Genomic DNA, 19,311 nt, shown 5'->3' on the forward strand with positions numbered 1-19,311 from the left:
CCGACCCGGGGAAGCCGCTACCAGCGGTCAGGCTTCCAGCGGGACCTGCTCCTCGGCGGCCAAGCGGGGCCCCTTGTGGTCGTGGAACACCTTCACCCCCCGCATCCTCGGGTTGAGGGCCACCCAGACTATGCCCGCCACGCACCAGGCGGCCACCACGCCGAGGGCCTTGGTGGTGTCGGTGGCCGTGGTGCCCCCGGCTTTGAGGGCGAGGTACACCACCCCGCACAGCTCGGCGAAGTTCATCAGCAGGCCGAGACCGGGGACAAAGAAGTGCTTGATGAACGCCTTGTCGTGCCGGCTGGCGAAGGCCACGATGCAGATGAAACAGCTCATGCCGTACACCAGGAACGTGCCGATGTTGGACGCCAGGGTGATCTGGGTCAGGTTGTCGACGTTGTGCACGCCGTAGATGCCCAGCACGGCGGAGAGGCCGGTGAGGATCCAGATGCCGCCGTGCGGGGTGGCGTACTTGCCGTGCAGGAGGCCCAGGATGCCGGGCATCTCCTTGTCCCTGCCCATCACGTAGGTGATGCGCACGCCGGTGTTCAGGCAGGCCAGTGTGGTGCCGATGAGGGCGAACAGCACGGTGGCGGCCATGATCAGCGCCAGCGTCTCGCCGGTGTGGCCCAGCATCTTGTTGCCGATGTTGGTGATCATGTCGCCGATCGGGGCCCCGCTGCCCGCGGCCGAGGGAAACCCGCCGGCAACCGCGCTGGCTCCGCTGCCCGACGCCGGGTTGGTGACGGTGGAGAAGGCGAAGTTGGAGGCGAAGTACTCGAACAGGTAGCAGATGCCGCCCTGGATCAGCAGGCTGAGCAGGATGCCCCGCCGGATGTCCTTCTCCGGGCGCAGCGCCTCGGCGCCCAGGGCGGTCACCGACTCGAAGCCCACCAGCAGCAAGATGGCGATGGTGGACTGGTAGATGACGTAGAGCAACTTCCGTGGGAAGACGATGTGGATGGCGCTGGGCTGCATGTAGGTGCCCAGGTGCGGGTGGCTCAGCCGGAAGATGATGGCCACGATGCTGAACGCCACCAGCGTGGTGATCTGGATGACATTGACTGCGATGGCGGCGTTGGTGGAGCCGCTGACCCCCCGGTAGGCGATGTAGCCGCACAGCAGGGCGAACAGCAGGCAGACGACGGCCAGGACCCCGTAGCTCAGCGTGTTGTGGGTGATCGTGGTGTAGATGTAGCTCACCAGGATCCCGCCGAAGGCCACCATGATCCCGGGATAGATCCAGTAGTACAGATGCGAGATCCACCCGACGGTGAGCTTCATGAACCGGGCCATCTTGCGGTGCTGTTCCTTCTCCTTGTCCAGGAGGGCGGCCTCGGCGAAGTAGTAGCTGGACCCGGCCCCGGCGTCGGGGTAGATGCGGGCCAGCTCGCTGTAGCTGAAGGCCGTGAGGAAGGCGAGGATCAGGGCGAAGAACAAGCCGGTCCACATCTCGGTGCCGGTGTAGCCGCTGCCTGACTTGAGCGCCGACTGGGCCTCGAACGTGGTCCACAGGAACGCCCCCGGGGCGATCAGGGCCATGGCGTTCACGGTGATGCCGGTGAGCGTCAGGCTTCGCTTCATCTCCACTTCTTCAGCTGCCATCCCGCATCCCTTCTTCCAGGTGGTGCGGTTCGGATCCCCCCGGACGCACCAGGCCTCCACGGACTGGATGGGCCGCTCTCCCACGACCCGCCCCGAAGATAGGGGGCCAGGATTTCGCCGGTGTATCCCCCAGGTAACGTTTTTGTTACGGGCCTTAACGGGTTCGTTATGCCGCGCCGCCCGGTGTGCACCCACCGGCGCCTCCCCTGTAGCCGCGCCGCTCCAACCCCAGCTCGATCAGGTCCCCGACCGCCTCGGGATCGGTGCGGAGCCGGTAGGGCGTCACGGGCAGCAGGTCCCAGCCTTCGGCTATGGCTGCCGCAGTGCGCTCATGGTCGGAGGCCCACTGGCTCATCTGCGAGTGGTGGCGGTAGCTGTTGACCTCGACGCCGAAGCCGACCTCCGGGCAGGCGGCGTCCACGTAGATCACCCGGCCGTCGCGCAGATCGATGCGGTACTCCTGCACCCAGCCGGACCAACCCCGTGCCTGGATGAGCTTCCAGAGCACCCGCTGGGGACGGCTGTCGGCGAAGCGCGCCTGGCCCGCCCGCTCGGCGAGCAGCTGACCCATCACCGCCGCCCGGCGCCGCCCCTGGGCGCCGAGGGCCCGGTAGCGCTGCACCACGTAGGGCAGGGGCATAAGCCGCCGGGCGAGGGCGTAGTCCAGAGCGTCGGCGGCCTCTTCGGGCGGCAGCACGCGGGAGATGTCGATGAGCGTCCGGGTAACTGACGTGCAGGGGATTCCCAGCCAGTGGTCCTGGTCGGACCACGCAACCTCGCCGATGCGATGCAGCGTTACGCCCTTCGGGCTTCTCTGATGCCGTTGGGCCCCCAACTCGACGGCGTCGGTGCTCACCGGGAGACCCAGCAGCCGGGCGGCGGTGACGCCGTAGGCAAGCGAGCCGGGCACCGCCAGCGTGGCCGCTTTCAGCGACTGCTCCCACGAGGCCGGCATCCCCGCCAGCCGGTAGACGCCGTGGTGCATCCGTTGCCACTGACCGGTGCGGATCCGCCGGTCGCACGCGTCCGGTGAGTAGCCGTGCGCGATGCACTGGCTCCTGGTGACGAGTCCGTACTGGCGCGTGGCCAGGGCGTCCACCCGGATGCGGTCCGAGACGTCCATGCCCGCAATACAAGCAGGAGGGTATGACAATGAACGCTTAGACGCCTAAGTAAGCCACAAAAGCCGTGCCCACCACGGCTTTTGTGCCCCACCTCCGCCCGAGGTCAAAACCGGCCCACAAGAAAGGGCGCCCCGGCCAGGGGCGCCCTTCCCAAAACGGACAGAAGCGGAATTAGCAGTCGTAGTACAGCATGAACTCCCACGGGTGCGGCCGCAGGCGGATCGGGTCGACCTCCTTGGAGCGCTTGTACTCGATCCAGGTCTCGATGACGTCGTTGCTGAAGACGCCGCCCTCGGTCAGGAACTGGTGGTCGCCCTCCAGGGCGTCCAGCACGGCGTCGAGCGAGGCCGGCACGTGGTTCAGCGTGGCGTGCTCCTCGGGCTCGAGGTCGTAGATGTCCTTGTCGATGGGATCCGGCGGCTCGATCTTGTTCAGGACCCCGTCGAGGCCCGCCTGCAGCATGGCCGAGAACGCCTGGTAGGGGTTGGCTGACGGGTCCGGGCAGCGGAACTCCACCCGCTTGGCCTTCGGGTTGGAGGAGTACATCGGGATCCGGCAGGCGGCCGAGCGGTTGCGCTGCGAGTACACCAGGTTGATGGGTGCCTCGTAGCCCGGCACCAGCCGGCGGTACGAGTTGGTGGTGGGGGCGCAGAACGCCAGCAGGGCGGGGGCGTGGGCCAGGAGGCCGCCCACGTAATGCCGCCCGGTGTCGCTCAGGCCGCCGTACCCGGCCGGGTCGGCGAACAGCGGGGCGCCGTCCTTCCACAGCGAGGAGTGCACGTGCATGCCGGAGCCGTTGTCGGCGAAGATCGGCTTGGGCATGAAGGTGGCGGTCTTGCCGTGCTTCCAGGCGGTGTTCTTGACCACGTACTTGTAGTTCATCACCTTGTCCGCCATGGCCAGCAGCGGGCTGAAGCGCATGTCGATCTCGGCCTGGCCGGCGGTGCCCACCTCGTGGTGCTGCACCTCGACGTCGATGCCCATGGCGATCATGGTGAGGATCATCTCCGAGCGCAGGTCCTGGTACTGGTCGATGGGCGGGACCGGGAAGTAGCCCTCCTTGTAGCGGGGCCGGTTGCCCCGGGCGCCCGGGTCGCCCGAGCCCCAGATGCCCTCGGTGGAGTCCACCGCGTAGTAGCCCTCGTGACTGTTCTGGTCGAAGCGGGCCTCGTCGAAGATGTAGAACTCCAGCTCCGGCCCCCAGAACGAGCTGTCCGCCACGCCCGTGGCGATCAGGCGGGACTCGGCTTTTTTGGCGATGTAGCGCGGGTCTCGCGAGTAGCTCTCCCGGGTGATCGGGTCCTCGATGAAGCAGTTGATGTTCATCGTCACCACGTCGCGGAAGGGGTCCAGCACCGCGGTGGCCGGGTCCGGGATCAGCAGCATGTCGGACTCGTTGATCGCCTGGAAGCCGCGGATCGACGACCCGTCGAAGCCAAACCCGTCCTTGAACCCGTCCTCGTCCAGTTGGCTCACCGGGACCGAGAAGTGCTGCATGAGTCCGGGGAGATCGCAGAACCGCAGGTCCACGATCTGGACGCCCTTTTCCTTCGCGAGCGCGAGGACTTCTTGTGGCGTGTCTGGCATGTCCACCTCCTTGGGTGCTGCTGGCCGGTAGTGCCGGAGGCGCGGAGGCTTCCGGAGTGGGCCAAAGATTACGTTGCCTGATCGGCAAGTTTCAATGCCCAACGAACCGCAGCATCGCGCGCGGCCCGCAACGGGGTGTGCACCGGCCCCCGCGGACCTACGTGGCCCCCGGGCGCGCCAGCGGGGCCCTCAGGCCCCGCTGGGTTGCAGCGCTGTTACGTCGGGTTGCGGATCAGTAACGCCGTACCCCGCTGAGTCCGCCCGGGTTCCAGGTGGGCACCGGGGCGGGTGCCGGCCGCCAGGTGCCATTGCCGTGGCCGTTGCCGTTGGTGGCCGGCTGCGGGCTCTGGTAGGGCTTCATGAAGCTGTTCCACCCGCTCCCGCCGCCGGTCATCTGCTCGCCGGTCTCGACGTCGGTGTCCGAGTCGTAGGCGGCAGCGGCGATCAGGGCGATCAGCAGGCCGGTGGACAGGACCAGCCCGGCGTAGCCCAGCTGCTTGGGCCATGCCGGACCTTCGTGTGCTTCCCGGAGCAGCAGGGCGGTGTTGCGCACCATCTTGGCCACCCGGACCGGCTCTGCCGGGATCTCGGGAGCGTGGATCAGCGGGTCGATCGGCATGTATACCGGGGCCGCCATGTTGATGCTCCCCTTGACCAGGATCACCAGGGACTTCCACTTGCCCACCACCGGGACGGGCGCCGACTCGGTGTAGTTGCCCGGCGAGGTCTCCTTCAGGACGACCCGCTTGGTGCCGCCGCCCTGCCAGGAGGAGATGCCGAAGAACAGGGCGTTGTCGGCGGCGTTGGCCGGCTGCAGCTGGACGGCGACGTGCACGGTGCTGCCGTTGCCGATGGGCGTGCTCTTGATGGTGGCCGTCACTGGCGTCACGTTGCGGGGCAGCGGGATGGCCAGGACGGCGATCAGGACTGCGCCGGCGGCGCCCAGGGCGACCAGCGGCATCTTGGCGGTGTCCCGCCGGAACAGCCGACCGGCTCCCGAGCCGATGATGGCGCCCGCCACTGCGGCGAGGGGGGCCAGCTCGAGGGTCATCGGGAGGAGCTGGGGCGCCGAGCCGAACCAGCCCGAGGCCTGGATCCAGATGCCCTCGCCCACCAGGCCGACGGTGCCGATGAGGATGCCCGCCACGGCACCGAACTTCAGGCGGTTCTTGGTGCCGACGGCGAAGGCGGCCAGCTCGACCATCAGGGCCGACGGGAGGTAGAGCGGGAAGTGGGCGAACTCGTGGTGCAGGCCCGCCACCAGGTAGCTCAAATAGAGCCGGATGACGAGGTAGGCGACGACCGCCTTGATGGCGCCCCAGCGGCCGAGGGCCAGGCGGGAGAACGTCAGGGCGATGCCGGCGCCGGCCATGATCAGGATCGGGAGGTAGACCGGGTTGAACTGCGGCACCCGGAAGTCGAACTCGCCTTGGTAGGTGGTGACTGCGGTCAGCACGGCGCCGGCGGCGACGACCATCCAGAAGCGACCGAAGGCGTTGGGCTTGGAGTAAGGGAGGGCCTCAGCCAGGATCACCATGACGGCGAACACGCCGAGGGCACCGCCGGTGACCAGCTGCAGGTGGGTGGGGCTCCACAGCGTGACGTCCAGGCCGTAGGCCTTGTGCCACAGGGCGTCCAGCGGGAAGGCGGCCACCGCGAGGGTGCCCATGACGCCGAAGAGGAGGCCGCCCCAGGGAACCCGCAGCGCCCCGAAGCGCAGCTTGACCGGGGCTTCCTGCAGCGAGGCGAAGGTGATCGAGACGGCGGAGGCGAACATCAGGCCGCCCAGGCCGGCGAGGATGGTCACGTGTGCCGGGGTGAACAGGGTGCCCACGTCACGGCCGAAGTCAACGTGCCAGGCGACGTCCCAGTACAGGCCCATCGCAGCGGAGAGAAGGGCCATCAGCCCGGTGAGGGCGCCGGCCATTGCCCAACCTTGGAAGCCAGTCAGGCGCTCGAGACTGTCGGCGATGGAGCCGAAGAAGTACTTGAAGGGGTTCTTCTCCTCGCTGCGCCCGTAGAAGGCCAGCAGGCCGACGCACGCCAGGTAGAAGGCGATGGGGATCAGAACCACCAGCCAATAGGAGCTTGGCCAGTACTCTTGCCTCGGGACCTGCTGTGAAATCGGGTTGTTCACCGCTTGTGCCACCAATCGGATCATGGGCTCCTCCTCTCGCTCCCAGTCCCCTCCCGCGGGGACGTCGGCATATTAGCATGTATCACCGTTCGATGTCACATACATCCTTCGAAAGGACTAGCCCGGGGATCCGAACACCGCAACCCACCCAATCGTGCGGACCATACGCGTGCTTTGCGAGGCGCCGGACGGGGGCGAATGGCTGTGCCCGGGTTCCTCTGCCATTGTGGACCCGATCGGTGAGCGGTGGAGGACGGACGTGGACGAGGTAGAGCAGGAGACAGGGGGCGCCCGGCTGCGGGTCATCCACGCGGCGGACCGGGTGCCGGACGCCGCCAGCGGCGCCATGCGCCGGGAGGCGGCGATCTCCCACAGCCTGGTGGGGGCCGGCCGCCTCTGGATGGGCTACGTGGAGCTGGCCCCCGGGGCGGTGTCGGCCGTCCACCACCACGGCGAGTCCGAGAGCGCCATCTACGTGATCTCGGGGTCGGCCCGGTTCTGGTCGGGCGACGCCCTGGAGGGTGCCTACGACGCCCGGGCGGGCGACTTCGTCTGGGTGCCGCCCCACCACGTCCACGTCGAGGCCAACCGGAGCACCATCGACCCGGTGTGCATGGTGGTCGCCCGCTCCACCCAGGAGGCCATCGTGGTGAACCTGGCTACCCCGGACGGCTGGCTGCCGGAGTTCGGGACGCTCTTTTAGGACTTGGCGAAGCCAATCGCCTGGTAGTCCGGGTTGGCGAAGCCAAAGGCCCCGAAGTTGGCCAGGCTGGATTTCTGCACCACGATCTGGGGCTGCTCGTACAGCGGCAGGGAGTGCACCTCGCCCCAGATCATGATGTCGATCCGGTTGCCCAGCGTGATGGCCCGGGTGGGGTCCAGCTCGGCGAGAGCCTGGGCGATGAGCTGGTCCAGGGCGGGCGAGCCGACCCGGGCGTAGTTCTGCCCGATGGCCTCGGCCCCGTTGCTGCCCCGGAGCGGGTTCTGGTAGACGGACTGGCTGGACACGATGGGACTGGTCGATCCCTGCTGCGAGTACAGCGTCAGGTCGAAGTCCCCCGCCGCGACATAGGACGGGAAAAACGTCTGGGCCGGGACGCCCTGTACCTGCACCTTGATGCCCACGCCCTCGAGATCCTTCTTGATAAGACCCGCCTCCTGCGCGGCGGCGGCGTTGTCCGACGGGATCACCATCCGCAGTTGCATGGCCTGGCCGTTCTTGGTGCGCACGCCCTTGACCAGTTTGAAGCCGGCCTGGTCCAGCAGGGTCCCGGCTCTCCTGGCGTCGGACGTCCCGAACATGCCGGCGTTGTCCTGGTAGCCCCGCTCATCGGCCATGAAGATGTGGTTGTTCAGGGTGGCGTCGGGCACCCCGAGCGGGCCGAGGATCGCCTTGGCCAGGGCCTGCCGGTCGATCGCCAGCCCCACCGCCTGGCGGACCTTGATGTCCTGCAGGTTGGGGCTCTCAGCGTTGAGGGTGAGCACCCGGAACTGCGGGCCGCCCGCCGTCCGGATGGTGGTGCCCTTGATGTCCCGGGCAGAGGTGAGCGGGCCCTTGAGCGCCGGGAGCTGGACGAAGTCGATCGTCCCCCTACGCAGGGCGGCCAGCTCCTTGGATGCATCGGTGCCCACCGAGTGGTAGACGATCGAGTTCAGCACCGGCTTGGTGCCCCACCAGGCCGGGTTGCGCACGACGGTGGCGGTCTGGACGCTGTGGTCGATGCCCTGCATCACGAAGGGGCCGGCCGAGGTCACCGTCCCGGTCACCCAGCCGGCGTTGAACGTGGCCGATGTGGCGTTCAGGGCCGCCGGGTACAGGGGCGTGAACAACCCCTGCCAGGCGCTGAACGGGCTGGTGAAGCTCACCAGGACCTCCCCGGCACCCGTGCCCTGGGTGACCGAGGAGATGTCCTCGTAGCCCGCCGTCGAGGCAGCATTGAAGGTGGGGTCCTTGCCGTTCAGGGCTTTCCACTGGGCGATGAAGTCGGCGGCGGTGATGGGCGTGCCGTCCGACCACTTCGCCTGGGGGTTGATCTCGTAGGTGACGACCTGCGGGGAGGACGAGGTGACGGAAGCCTTGGTGAGGTAGTCGGTGTCCAGCACCGGCTGGCCGAGGGCGTTGTAGTTGAACAGCGTCGGCATCACCGCATAGATGAGTGAGGCCTCGTCGCCCAGCGAGCCCACGTTGCTGTTGAAGTTGTAGTTGTCGGGCAGCTGCGACAGCGGCCAGTTCAGGGTGCCGCCGCTGGCGAGCTGGCCCGCGGGCATCGGGTTGATGTCGTTCGCCCCGACCTTGAACTGCGAGGTTTTCTGGCAGGCGGTGGCCACGAGCAGGAGGGCCGGCAGGCACGCCACCCAGACGCGCCGGGATCGGGAAAAGATCACGGACGGGGATCCTACCGGTGTACGCCGGTCAGCAAGCCGGTCAGTCCGACACCGGGGCCCGGCGCGGGGAAAGCCGGGGCGCCACGAAGCCGCTGGCCAGCCCGGCGACGACCCCCAGCCCGCCCAACACCATCAGCTTCGGCTTGTGCTTGCGGGCGCCGGTCACCATCAGGGTGTCGCCCGCCGCCCGGATGGCGTGGCCCCCCTGGGGCATCGCCAGGATGGCCTTCCCGGCGGCCGTCGAACGCAGGCGGGAGAGGTCGCGCTGGAGGACCAGCAGCGACGCCGCCATCGGGACCAGATAGTGCACGGCGAGGCCGGTGATCGTGCGGCCCCGCCAGAGCAGCCAGAGCGAGAGGGCGCCCGCCCCGGCGTCCACCACCAGCTTGGCGGGGTGGGCCTGGTGCAGCGCCAGGGCGTCGGGGTCCTCGAGGCCTTTCATACGCCGATAAGCCTATGACGGCGGGCTGCGGAGCGCCGCCGGCTGCGCGAGGCTTGTGGCTTGATGTCCCGGTCGGGGGAGGTCGGGGCTCTAGGGGGAGGGGGGTAGCTCATGGCTCTTTCGGCGTCGCCGTACGGGAAGGGTCCGGTAAAGACGATCGACGAAGTGCTGGATCGGCAGCACGAGATCGAGGACTTTATCAAGAATCAGAACAAGCCGGACGGGATCGGTACCTTCAATTCGCTCTACATAACCATCACCGAGCAGGTGAGGGACGGCTGCGAGGCCAGCACGTACAAGGACAACGACTTCATGCGTGCCCTCGACGTGGCCTTCGCCAACCGGTACTTCGCCGCCCTGCGGCGCAACGAACACGACCCTGGCTCCGCTCCCGCTCCCTGGAAGGTGTTCCTCGAGCACCGCGCCACCGAAGGTATCCAGGCGCTCCAGTTCGCCGCCGCCGGGGTCAACGCCCACATCAATTTCGATCTCGCGCCGGCGGTATTCGCAACCTGGCGGGAGGTTGGGCCGGGAACGGGCCCCGAAGAGCACCTCACCTACCAGGCAATCGATGCGGTTTTCGCCGCCGAGATGGAATCGCTGCGCCAGAAGTTCGAAGAGAAGTGGGAACGTGAGGTTGACGGGGGGCCGATCGCGAAGTTTCTCGACCTGCTGGGCGACGTCATGGTGGACGGGGCCCGTGACCTCGCTTGGCACCACGCCATGACCCTGTGGAAGTGGCGCCGGGTCCCCCTTCACTACCACCTGACCATGGATTGGCTCTCCGTGACTGCCTTCGCCGCGGGCGAACTACTCCTGCTGCCCCTTCCCTCACTGCCTAACTGACCTTCACGAAACCCCCCTTGTTGTCGATAGACGAGGGTGGGCACATACAATGACCTCCGGCTCCGGCGAGCGGAGGGACTCGGCGCGAGCGGTGTTCACGCGGATCCACAGTGGACGCACAAGTGACCATCAAGCCCGGTCCACGCTGCTCCGGCACGCTGCCCGAAGACCAACCTGGAGGTTCGTGTGCGCAGTGAGGTTGCCCGGCTTCTCCAGGAGGCCGCCCAGGACCGGGGTGATCGCCCGGCGGTCATCGAAGGGCGCACGGGCGCCACACTGAGCTGGTCCGCTCTCGGGCAGGCGGCGGAGGCCTGGGCACACCGCCTCGAGGCAGCCGCCCTGCCGCCCGGCACCGCGGTCGGGCTCCTGGCCGAACACCCACTCGCCTTCATCCCCGCCTACCTCGGCCTGCTGGCCGCCGGTGCCGTGGTGCTGCCTCTGGACCCCTCCGCCCCCTCGGCGGGGGGCCAGTCCGAGGCCGCCTCTGCCCTCGCCGAGTTCCAGGTGGCTGTGCTGGTGACCGACACCGAGACCGGCCACGGCGCCGCCTCGGTGGCCGGCATCCCGGCATGGCAGTCCGCCTGGGGCGCCGCTGCGGCCGCCTTGGGGGACGCCTCCGCCGGGCCCTTGCCCCCGCGCAGCGCCCGCCCGGCCGTCTGGGTGGAGCCGGCGTCGGTGGTGCTGCGCACATCGGGGACCACCGGGCGCCCCAAGGGGGTGCCGCTGCACGAGGCCCAGCTGCTCCATGGCGCCCGGGCGGTGGCCGGCCACCACGGCTTCCAGCCCGGCGAGCGGGTCTACAGCTCCCTGCCGCTCTTCCACATCAACGCCCAGGTGACCGGCCTGATGGCAGCGGTGGTGTCCGGCACCACGCTGGTGGTGGACGGCCGCTTCCACCGCCAGGAGTTCTGGGATGTCCTCGACTCCTGGGAGGTCGGTGTGCTCAACGCCGTCCCGGCCATCCTCGCCCTGCTGGCCGACGGCTCCCCGCCGCCCGAGGCGGTCACCCGCCGGATCCGGTTCGCCCGCTCCGCCTCTGCCCCGCTGCCCCTGGCCACGCTCACCGCCTTCGAGGCCCTGACCGGCATCGGCGTCCTGGAGACCTACGGCATGACCGAGGCCGCCGGCCAGATCTGCGCCAACCCGCTGTGCGCCGCCGAACGCCGCCCGGGCACGGTCGGCCGGGGGGTGGGAATCGAGGTTCGGGTGGCCGACGACGTCGGGGCCGGCGCCGCCCCAGAGGTCCCCGGTGGGGTGCAGATCCGCGGCCCCAGCGTGACGCCCGCCTATGCCATCCCGGATCCCGCCGGGGGTATGGCCAGCCGGCGGCCGGCGGTCGACCGGGAGGGCTGGCTCACCACCGGGGACGTCGGTTCCCTGGATGCCGGCGGTTTCCTCACCCTGCTCGGCCGCACCGACGGCGTCATCAACCGGGGCGGCGAGAAGCTCTACCCCCGGGAGGTGGAGGAGGTGCTCCGCCGCCACGCCGGTGTGGCGGAGGTCGCCGTCGTGGGCGAGCCGGATCCCGTCCTGGGTGAACGGCCGGTGGCCTTCGTCGTCCCCCGGGTGCCCGGGGGCAGCGACCAGCGCCTGCACGACGAGCTGGTGGCCCTGTGCGCCGGGGCGCTCGGGCGCCACAAGCGCCCCGCCCGCATCCAGGTCACCGAGCGGCTCCCCGCCACCCCCACCGGCAAGGTGCGCCGGGACCAGCTCAAAGCCATGGTGGTGGCGGCGGCGGCCGGCGAAGGGACGCTGCCGTGAGCAGCACCATCACCACCCAGCCGGTCAACGAGCCCGACCCGAGGTCCCGGCCCACCCCGACCGCCCCTGCCAGCCGCACCAGGTCCGGCAGCGCTGCCCCCCGCCACCTCGATGCCGTCGACTTTGTCCGCATGTACATGGTGGCTGGGGTCATCGCCATCCATCTCGTGGGCTACACCACCAATCCCACCGACATCCTCGCCGGCGGGGTGGGCGCCATCCTGCACCTCAACCGGGAGGTGTTCTTCGTCCTCACCGCCTTCGTCCTCACCTATGGCTACGGCTCGCGGACGGGCTGGTCGGTGTGGAAGTTCTGGAAGAAGCGCTACCTGCTCATCGGGGTGCCCTACCTGGTGTGGACCGGGATCTACTTCCTCGCCGACGGCAGCGAGCACAAGCCGTGGGTCCAGGTGCTCCACCGCCTGACCACCGACCTCGCCCAGGGGCTCGCCCGGTACCACCTCTACTTCCTGCTGGTCACCATGCAGATCTACCTGCTCTTCCCGGCCATGCTGTGGCTGCTGCGCAAGACGAAGGGCCATCACGGCGTCCTTGTGGCGGTCGCCCTGGCCTACCAGTTGGCGTACACGGTCCTGTTCCACTACCGCATGCACCACCCGGCGGTCATCAACGTGCTTTTTGCCCATGCCGATCCCCTGATCACCAGCTACCCGCTCTACATGATCGGGGGCGGGGTGGCGGCCTTGCATCTCGACGAGCTGCGCACCTTTGTGCGCACCCGGCCCCGGGCTGTGGGGGCCCTGGTGTCTGCCGGGTTCGGCGTGGCGGTCATCGCCTTCCTCGTGGACGTGTACTGGGTGGGGCAGAACGCCGCCCAGGCAGGCGAGGTCTTCCAGCCCAGTGTCATCTTCAGCTCGGCCGCCGCCGTCCTCGGGCTCTACACCCTCGGGCTGCGATGGGCGGACAAGGGAGAGGAGCGCCGCTGGCGCCGGTCGGCGGCCATCGCTGCGGACACGTCGTTCGCGGTCTACCTCGTCCACCCCTTGCTCATCCAGTGGCTGATCGCCCTGGCAGCCCCGGTGGTGACCCTGGGGGTCGACAACAAGATCCCCAGCGCCGCGGTCCTGCCGGTCGACCTGTTCGTGGTGGTCCCGCTGCTGTTTATCCTCAGTGCCAGCGCCATGCGGCTGGTCCGCTACACGCCCCTCAGCCTGCCGGTCACCGGGCGGCCCCGGCGGGAACGGGCGTCGGCTGCGGTGGCCAAGGCACCGGCGGGTGCGGCCGCATGAATCGCCGCCGCCAGCACCCGTGTGTTAGGAAAGACGATTCACGGAGGTGCCGATGATCCCCACAAGCCTGCGTCTGCCCGACCGTCCCGGCAAGCCCCGCCGCATCGGTCTCACCATGGTGATCGACAATGGGGCGCCGGTCGGGATGCTGCGCGACTACCTGGACAGCGCCGGCGAGCTGATCGACTTCGTCAAACTGGGGTGGGGCACGTCGCTGGTCAGCCGGAAGCTGCCCGAGAAACTCGCGGCGCTGGCCGCGGCGGGCATCCCGTGGTTTTTCGGCGGGACGCTCTTCGAAAAGTTCCTCTCCCAGGGCGGCTTCGACGACTTCCGGGCCTTCTGCATCGAGCAGGGCGCCCGCTACGTCGAGGTGTCCAACGGCACCCTCGACCTGCCCAACGGCGAGAAGGCCCGCTACGTGGACAAGCTGGCTGCCGACTTCGTGGTGATCTCCGAGGTGGGCTTCAAGGACGCCGCCCGCTCCGAGGCGATGGAGCTGGAGGACTGGGTCCGGGAGATCAACCGGGACATCGACGCCGGTGCCACCCTCGTGGTCACCGAGGCCCGGGAGAGCGGGCGCAGCGGCATCTGCCGTTCGGACGGCATGCTGCGCCGCGAGCTGATCGAGGGGATCCTGGACTCCGGGATCGAGCCGCAGTCGCTCCTCTTCGAGGCGCCTACCAAGGACCTGCAGACCTGGTTCATCAGCCGCCTGGGGCCGAACGTCAACCTGGGCAACATCGCCCTGGGCGACATCATCGCCCTGGAGACCCTCCGCCTGGGGCTCCGCTCCGACACTCTGCTGGCCTGGGACTGACATGCGGACCAGCGACGACTGCTTCCACCTGGCCATCCCGGCCAAGGACTTGGACGAGGCCCACGATTTCTACGTCAAGGGCCTGGGCTGCAAGCTAGCCCGGCGCTACGGTGACCGCATCACCCTCGACTTCTTCGGGGACCAGGTGGTCTGCCACCTGTCGGACCGCATCGAGGAGGACCCGCAGATGTACCCCCGCCACTTCGGGGTGACGTTCCGTCACAAGGACGGTTTCGACGCCCTGGTACGCCTGGCGACCGTCCGGGGGCTGCCCTTCTTCGCCGAGCCGGCCCGGCGCTTCGAAGGGATGGTCGAGGAACACTGGACGGTCGTGCTCCGGGACCCCTCCAATAACCTGATCGAGTTCAAGCACTACGTCGACCCAAGAATGATGTACTAAGCATGAATGTACTGAGGGTGATGTACGGATGAAGCCCATCCCTCGGGAAGGATCCCGGGTGCCGTCCCCGGGCCCGCCGCTCCGGCTCACCCCGCAGGCGTACGCCGTCCGCCCCCGGAGGCGCTATGCCCGCTGGTACCTGTACGCCCCGGTGGCCCTCGGCCTCATCCTGGCCCTCGCCGTAGTGGAGATGGTGCTCTCCTCGGCGGGGGGGCCTGACGCCTCTTTCGCCGAGAAAGCCCAGACCGCCACCCGGACCCACGCCTCCACGTCGCACGGCACGTCGGCGCACCCGTCCTCAGGGCGCCCCGCCCACGGGCGGTCGGTCTCGCTCCCCAAGCAGCCCTCGCCCCAGCCGCCGGCGCCGCCCCCAGCTCCCCCGGCACCCTCCCCGTCGCCGAGCCCCACCGTGGCCCCGTTGGCCTCGGTGACCAACACGGTCTCCGTGGGCAGCACCCAGCGCAACTACGTCGAGTTCTTCTCGCAGGCCTTGAACGCCAAGGTGCCGGCGCTGGTGGTGCTCATGGGCGGCAACGCCAGCGTGGCCCAGGAGGAGAGCCGGGACGGCCTGTTCCCCTACGTGTACGCCCAGCAGGCGGTGCTGGTCTACCCGCTGGACTACCGGGAGTCGTGGAACGCGGGCGCATGCTGCGGGGCGGCGGAGGCGCAGGGGGTCGATGACCTGGGCTTCATCCAGCAGGTCGTCCACTCGCTGCAGGGGCAGCCCAACATCGGGCCCATCTACCTCATCGGCTACAGCAACGGCGGCAAGATGGCCTACGACGTGGCCTGCAAGGACCCCGGCCTCGTCAGCAGCTTCGCCGTGATCGCCGCCGTCCCCGTCGTCGGCTGCCCCAACGGCGCCCCGATCTCCCTGCTGGACATCGACGGCACCAGGGACCCGCTCACCGCCTTCGACGAGTCCAGCCCCCAGCACAGTGCGAACGGGTTCCGGGAGGCCTCGACCACCGCCGAGGTCCACGCCTGGGCTAAACGCAACGGGTGCACCGGCCAGCCCGGGTCCACCACCATCGGCACGGTGGTCCTCACCACCTGGGCCACCTGCGCCAACGGCACCGCCGTGGAGCTGGCCGGGTACCAGGGCGGGATGCACGAGTGGCCCGGGCCCGTGGGGGCGTCGCCCTCGGCGGCATCACTGATGTGGAATTTCTTCACCCAGCCGCACGCCGGCCCGTCCGCCGCCCCGGGGAGCCCGGGCCTGGCGTAGCCGTCGCCTGCCGCCGGGCTGGCCAGGGGGCCGGACGCGCCTGGGCGGACCTGGGCGGACCTGGGCGCCGGACATTTCTGCACATCTGAACAGGATAATCCTGCTCAGAGCGACACAAAGAGACGTCTAATTCTAATGGATGGGCAGGTCCACCCCGCCGGGCACCAGGCCCGCCACGACCTGCGCCGTCAGTTCGTCCAGGCACCCGATGGTCACCGCCGCGCCCGCGAGCGCGTCGGGGGCCGGTGGGTACTCCGGGCGGGGCACGGCGACCACCCGGCAGCCGGCGGCGGCGGCCGAGCGCAACCCGTTGGTCGAATCCTCGATGGCCACCGCCCCGGCCGGGTCCACACCCAGGCGCTCGGCGGCCAGCAGGTAGACGTCAGGCGCCGGTTTCCCCCGGGCGACCTCGTCGCTGGAGGTCACGGCGCGGAACTCGCTCGCCAGGCCGGAGAGCTCCAGCACGCGCACGATCACCGGCAGGGGCGACGAGCTGGCCACCGCCAGCAGCCCGAACGCCGCCCGCATGCGGCGCACCGCGTCCCCGGCTCCGGCCAGCAGGGGGAGGTGGCCGGCGAAGGCCTCGATGATGCGGGCGCTGACGTCCCGGGCGATGGCCTCGGGGGCATCGGGCACGCCCCGCTCAGCGTGGAGGAACGCTGACCACTCCCGCGTGCTCATGCCCATCATCGCCTCCTGGGTGCCGGGCGGCCAGCGCCCGCCCCGCTCCCGGGCATAGGTCTCCCGGACGCGCTCCCAGACCGGTTCAGAGTCGATGAGCACGCCGTCCATGTCGAAAATGACAGCAAGGGGGAGGGCCGCATGGCCATTGGGGCGCACGGCCCGGCAGGCTAGCGGGCCCGCCGCCGGCCCGGGCCTGCCCACCCCCGGAAAATCCGCGGAATGGACGGATTCTGGTGTAAAAGTCTTCGCCAGGAAGCGGCTGGCACGGGAGGTGGAGAGATGGCTGAGATCACGATCTATGGCGCCGCCTGGTGCCCCGAGTGCCGCCGCACCAAGCGACTGCTGGGCGAGGTGCGGGTGGATTTCGACTGGGTTGACCTGGACGTCGACCCGTCGGCCGAGGGCTACGTCCGGCGCCATGACTCGGGCAAGCTCACCCTCCCGCTGGTGGTGCTGGAGGGGGGCAAGGCCCTCGTGGCGCCCTCGGGGGCCGAGTTGCTGGAGGCTCTGGGGGTCGAACAGCCCCGCGACCGGCGGTTCTTCGACGTCATCGTCATCGGGGCCGGCCCCGCCGGGTTGACCGCCGCGCTGGGGGCGGTTCGGGAGGGCATGCACTGCCTGGTGATCGAGCAGGGCGAGCCGGGCGGGCAGGCCTCCGCCACCCCGCGTGTCCACGGGATCCCGGGCTTCGCCGAGGGTGCCTCCGGGGCCGAGGTCAAGGAGGGCCTGCTGGGCCAGGCCCGGCGCTACGGGATCCGGATCCTCGCCGGCCAGGGGCTGAAGGAACTCTCGCGCATCGACGGCTACCTCCTGGCGGTCACCGGTGACGGCGAGGAGTTCGTGTCCCGCTCGGCGGTCATCGCCACCGGGGTCAGCTACGCCGAGCTGGGCTTCCCGGGCGAGGACCAGCTGCGGGGGGCCGGGCTCCACTCGTGCGCCAGCTGCGAGGGCCCCTTCTACCGCAAGGCGGAGGAGCTGCTGGTGGTGGGCGGCGGCGACCTCGCCGGTGAGGAGGCCCTCTTCCTGACCCAGTTCGCCGGCAAGGTGCGGGTGCTGGCCGAGTCCGCCGAGTTCAAGACCTCCCCCGTGATGCTGGAGCGGCTGCGCCGCAACCCGAAGATCGAGCTGTACCCCTCGACCGAGGTCGCCGAGCTCAGTATCGGCTCCGATGGCAAGCTCACCGCCGCCGTGGTCCGGGACCGCACCACGGGCTACACGTTCTCGTTTAACCCCACGGCGGTGTTCGCCTACCCGGCGATGACCCCCAACACCGACGCCCTGGTGGGGGCGGTGGACCTGGACCCGGTGGGATTCGTCATGACCGACGGCATGCTGGAGACCTCGATGCCGGGTGTGTTCGCCGCCGGCGACGTCCGGGCGGGCAGCACCAAGCAGCTCGGCTCAGCCATCGGCGAGGGCATGACCGCCGTGGTCATGGTGCGCTACTTCCTCGAGCAGCTGGGCGACCTCGCCCCGCGCGCCCCGGCCTGACCGCGCGCGGACGACGAGGTCGGGGCGGCAGGGGGCCGGTGGCCCGCCCCGCGGGCCCGGCCGCAAGCCCGGGAAGGCTACGAGTTGAAGAGAAAGATCAGGAAGAACACCATTACGATCAGCAGGAACAACGCGGGCAGTACAAGGGTCACGTGTAGCCTCCTCCCGTTCGGTTCAACCGCTCTTCCCCGGTCGTGCCCGGGATTCTCGCGCTTAGCGCCGCCCTCAGGTCGGACGTCGCTCGGACCAAGGGGTTCGGCAGCGCCGCGTAGCCCGAAATGACCACGCGCAATTCCCCCCGGACGGACCATGGTCTGCGTCCGCCATGTGGCCGACATTGGTGTACGGGGATGCGTATCCCCAAAGAGATTCCTTGCAGATTCCTTGGAGATCAGGGAGGCCGCCATGGACGAAGGGGATGTGCAGGTCCGGGCAGAGGAGTGGGAGAACCCCGCCGACGGCGTGGGGGCATTCGGCGTTGTGTGCGCCGTCACCGCGCTGATGCTGGTCCTGGCGATGCTCCACCTGCTGGCGTAGGGCCTCCTGAGCGGTTCCGCACGCCCGCCGGCTGGCTTGATCATGATGGGGATCATGATGGTGCTATGGCACGCGTGACGCCGGGCGACCCGGTCTACTCCCCGCCCCCTCCGCCGGTGTGGCCCCCTGCGGGCGCTCCTGCGGGGCCGCCGCCGGGCTGGTACCCGGACCCGTCCGGCGTGCACCAGCTCCGTTACTGGACCGGGTACGGCTGGACGCCGGGAGTGTCCGACAACGGCTGGGTCACCGAGGACTGGCGGCAGCCCGGTCCCGCCGCCGCCGGGCAGAACACCCCGCCTGCGCTCCCGGGCCCCGACACCCGCATCCACCTGCCCAAGAAGGTCTTTGGCTTCGCCCTCATCGGGATCGTGCTCGCCCTGGCGCTGGCCGTGATCGGGGCCACGATCGCATCCGTCATCGCCCCGCACAACACCCTCCTGGCCCTGCTGCTCAGCCAGGCCGGCCTGTGGGCGGGCCTGCTGTGGCCGGTCCGGCTGGCGAGTGCCCGGTACGGCTCGGGCAACATCTGGAAGGACTTCGGCGTGCGCGCCGAGACGATGGACGTCGGCCGCGGCCTCGGCTTCTCCATCGTCGGGCGGGTGGCCGGGGTCCTGGTGCTGCTCCCGGTCGTCGCCCTGAACAAGAGATTCTCCGGGACCGAGCTGCAGCCCCTGAAGGACGCCCGGCACCACCCGGCGGTGCTCGTCGCCCTGGTCCTGATCTCCCTGGTGGGCGCACCGTTCGTCGAGGAGCTGTTCTTCCGGGGCCTGCTCCAGCGGGCATCGCTGCCCCTGGTGGGCGCCACCGGCGCGATCGTGCTCCAGGCGCTGGTGTTCGCCTCGCTGCACATGCGGCCCTCCTACGGGCTGGGCAACGTGGCGGTGTTCCTGGGCATCGCCGTCTTCGGGCTGGTGCAGGGGTGGATGGCCGACCACTACCGGCGCCTCGGGCCTGGCATGTGGTCCCACGGGTTCTTCAACCTGGCGGCGGTCCTGGCCACCACGGTCCGGTAAGCCC

Annotated in this window: 17 protein-coding genes; 10 read left to right on the forward strand and 7 right to left on the reverse strand. The window is 69.4% G+C overall.

Going from position 1 to position 19,311, the window contains the following annotated elements:
• Nucleotides 1-27 precede the first annotated feature (27 nt).
• The 4 genes from VFW71_01760 to VFW71_01775 form a co-directional block, all read right to left on the reverse strand.
• Complete coding sequence (locus VFW71_01760; GenBank protein ID HEU5001490.1) at nt 28-1,605, reverse strand: APC family permease; 1,578 nt, start codon at nt 1,603-1,605, stop codon at nt 28-30.
• 166 nt (nt 1,606-1,771) lie between these two features.
• A complete protein-coding gene (locus VFW71_01765) occupies nt 1,772-2,728 on the reverse strand; it encodes a type IV toxin-antitoxin system AbiEi family antitoxin domain-containing protein (protein ID HEU5001491.1) in 957 nt (318 codons plus the stop codon).
• Between the two features lie 172 nt (nt 2,729-2,900).
• Nucleotides 2,901-4,316 carry a type I glutamate--ammonia ligase gene (glnA, locus tag VFW71_01770; protein ID HEU5001492.1) on the reverse strand — a complete coding sequence of 472 codons (1,416 nt, stop codon included), beginning with the start codon at nt 4,314-4,316 and terminating at the stop codon, nt 2,901-2,903.
• A gap of 232 nt (nt 4,317-4,548) precedes the next feature.
• The gene (locus VFW71_01775; GenBank protein ID HEU5001493.1) at nt 4,549-6,390 is read right to left on the reverse strand and encodes a hypothetical protein; all 1,842 of its coding nucleotides are present in this window, start codon (nt 6,388-6,390) and stop codon (nt 4,549-4,551) included.
• 322 nt (nt 6,391-6,712) lie between these two features.
• On the opposite strand from VFW71_01775, the gene VFW71_01780 reads away from it, so the two are divergent.
• Entirely contained in the window at nt 6,713-7,156 is a 444-nt protein-coding gene (locus VFW71_01780) for a cupin domain-containing protein (protein ID HEU5001494.1), read from the forward strand.
• Here the strand turns inward: VFW71_01780 and VFW71_01785 are convergent.
• Complete coding sequence (locus VFW71_01785; GenBank protein HEU5001495.1) at nt 7,153-8,838, reverse strand: ABC transporter family substrate-binding protein; 1,686 nt, start codon at nt 8,836-8,838, stop codon at nt 7,153-7,155. The two genes, VFW71_01780 and VFW71_01785, sit on opposite strands and share 4 nt — an antisense overlap.
• Nucleotides 8,839-8,878: 40 nt before the next feature.
• Complete coding sequence (locus tag VFW71_01790) at nt 8,879-9,280, reverse strand: hypothetical protein (protein ID HEU5001496.1); 402 nt, start codon at nt 9,278-9,280, stop codon at nt 8,879-8,881.
• A gap of 111 nt (nt 9,281-9,391) precedes the next feature.
• Between VFW71_01790 and VFW71_01795 the strand changes: the two genes are divergently transcribed.
• The 6 genes from VFW71_01795 (at nt 9,392) to VFW71_01820 (ending at nt 15,582) form a co-directional block, all read left to right on the forward strand.
• Nucleotides 9,392-10,126 (forward strand): DUF5995 family protein, encoded by a 735-nt coding sequence (locus tag VFW71_01795; GenBank protein HEU5001497.1) that lies wholly within the window; start codon nt 9,392-9,394, stop codon nt 10,124-10,126.
• Nucleotides 10,127-10,312: 186 nt separating this feature from the next.
• A complete protein-coding gene (locus VFW71_01800) occupies nt 10,313-11,887 on the forward strand; it encodes a class I adenylate-forming enzyme family protein (GenBank protein HEU5001498.1) in 1,575 nt (524 codons plus the stop codon).
• Complete coding sequence (locus VFW71_01805) at nt 11,884-13,137, forward strand: acyltransferase (protein ID HEU5001499.1); 1,254 nt, start codon at nt 11,884-11,886, stop codon at nt 13,135-13,137. Before VFW71_01800 ends, VFW71_01805 begins: the two co-directional genes overlap by 4 nt.
• Nucleotides 13,138-13,189: 52 nt before the next feature.
• Nucleotides 13,190-13,954 (forward strand): phosphosulfolactate synthase, encoded by a 765-nt coding sequence (locus tag VFW71_01810; protein HEU5001500.1) that lies wholly within the window; start codon nt 13,190-13,192, stop codon nt 13,952-13,954.
• A gap of 1 nt (nt 13,955) precedes the next feature.
• Nucleotides 13,956-14,354 (forward strand): VOC family protein, encoded by a 399-nt coding sequence (locus tag VFW71_01815; GenBank protein HEU5001501.1) that lies wholly within the window; start codon nt 13,956-13,958, stop codon nt 14,352-14,354.
• A gap of 28 nt (nt 14,355-14,382) precedes the next feature.
• Nucleotides 14,383-15,582, forward strand: coding sequence for a hypothetical protein (locus VFW71_01820; GenBank protein ID HEU5001502.1), 1,200 nt, complete (start codon nt 14,383-14,385; stop codon nt 15,580-15,582).
• A 132-nt stretch (nt 15,583-15,714) separates the two neighbouring features.
• On the opposite strand, the gene VFW71_01825 is transcribed toward VFW71_01820, so the two are convergent.
• Entirely contained in the window at nt 15,715-16,422 is a 708-nt protein-coding gene (locus VFW71_01825; GenBank protein ID HEU5001503.1) for an HAD family phosphatase, read from the reverse strand.
• Nucleotides 16,423-16,545: 123 nt separating this feature from the next.
• Here VFW71_01825 and VFW71_01830 point away from each other — a divergent pair, with 123 nt between their 5' ends.
• The 3 genes from VFW71_01830 to VFW71_01840 all read left to right on the forward strand — a co-directional run bounded on the left by VFW71_01830 (nt 16,546) and on the right by VFW71_01840 (nt 19,307).
• Nucleotides 16,546-17,757 (forward strand): FAD-dependent oxidoreductase, encoded by a 1,212-nt coding sequence (locus tag VFW71_01830; protein HEU5001504.1) that lies wholly within the window; start codon nt 16,546-16,548, stop codon nt 17,755-17,757.
• Between the two features lie 405 nt (nt 17,758-18,162).
• Nucleotides 18,163-18,294: a hypothetical protein gene (locus VFW71_01835; GenBank protein ID HEU5001505.1), complete on the forward strand. Its 132-nt coding sequence runs from the start codon at nt 18,163-18,165 to the stop codon at nt 18,292-18,294.
• 65 nt (nt 18,295-18,359) lie between these two features.
• The gene (locus VFW71_01840; GenBank protein ID HEU5001506.1) at nt 18,360-19,307 is read left to right on the forward strand and encodes a CPBP family glutamic-type intramembrane protease; all 948 of its coding nucleotides are present in this window, start codon (nt 18,360-18,362) and stop codon (nt 19,305-19,307) included.
• Nucleotides 19,308-19,311: the final 4 nt, after the last annotated feature.

It is taken from the genome of Actinomycetota bacterium, assembly GCA_035765775.1.
GTDB lineage: Bacteria > Actinomycetota > CADDZG01 > JAHWKV01 > JAOPZY01 > DASTWV01.

Coding starts and splice junctions, on each gene's coding strand:
- VFW71_01830 (HEU5001504.1), top strand. CDS start 16,546: ATGGCTGAGATCACGATCTATGGCGCCGCCTGGTGCCCCGAGTGCCGC.
- VFW71_01815 (HEU5001501.1), top strand. CDS start 13,956: ATGCGGACCAGCGACGACTGCTTCCACCTGGCCATCCCGGCCAAGGAC.
- VFW71_01760 (HEU5001490.1), bottom strand. CDS start 1,605: ATGGCAGCTGAAGAAGTGGAGATGAAGCGAAGCCTGACGCTCACCGGC.
- VFW71_01820 (HEU5001502.1), top strand. CDS start 14,383: ATGAAGCCCATCCCTCGGGAAGGATCCCGGGTGCCGTCCCCGGGCCCG.
- VFW71_01835 (HEU5001505.1), top strand. CDS start 18,163: ATGGACGAAGGGGATGTGCAGGTCCGGGCAGAGGAGTGGGAGAACCCC.
- VFW71_01840 (HEU5001506.1), top strand. CDS start 18,360: ATGGCACGCGTGACGCCGGGCGACCCGGTCTACTCCCCGCCCCCTCCG.
- VFW71_01765 (HEU5001491.1), bottom strand. CDS start 2,728: ATGGACGTCTCGGACCGCATCCGGGTGGACGCCCTGGCCACGCGCCAG.
- glnA (HEU5001492.1), bottom strand. CDS start 4,316: ATGCCAGACACGCCACAAGAAGTCCTCGCGCTCGCGAAGGAAAAGGGC.
- VFW71_01810 (HEU5001500.1), top strand. CDS start 13,190: ATGATCCCCACAAGCCTGCGTCTGCCCGACCGTCCCGGCAAGCCCCGC.
- VFW71_01790 (HEU5001496.1), bottom strand. CDS start 9,280: ATGAAAGGCCTCGAGGACCCCGACGCCCTGGCGCTGCACCAGGCCCAC.
- VFW71_01795 (HEU5001497.1), top strand. CDS start 9,392: ATGGCTCTTTCGGCGTCGCCGTACGGGAAGGGTCCGGTAAAGACGATC.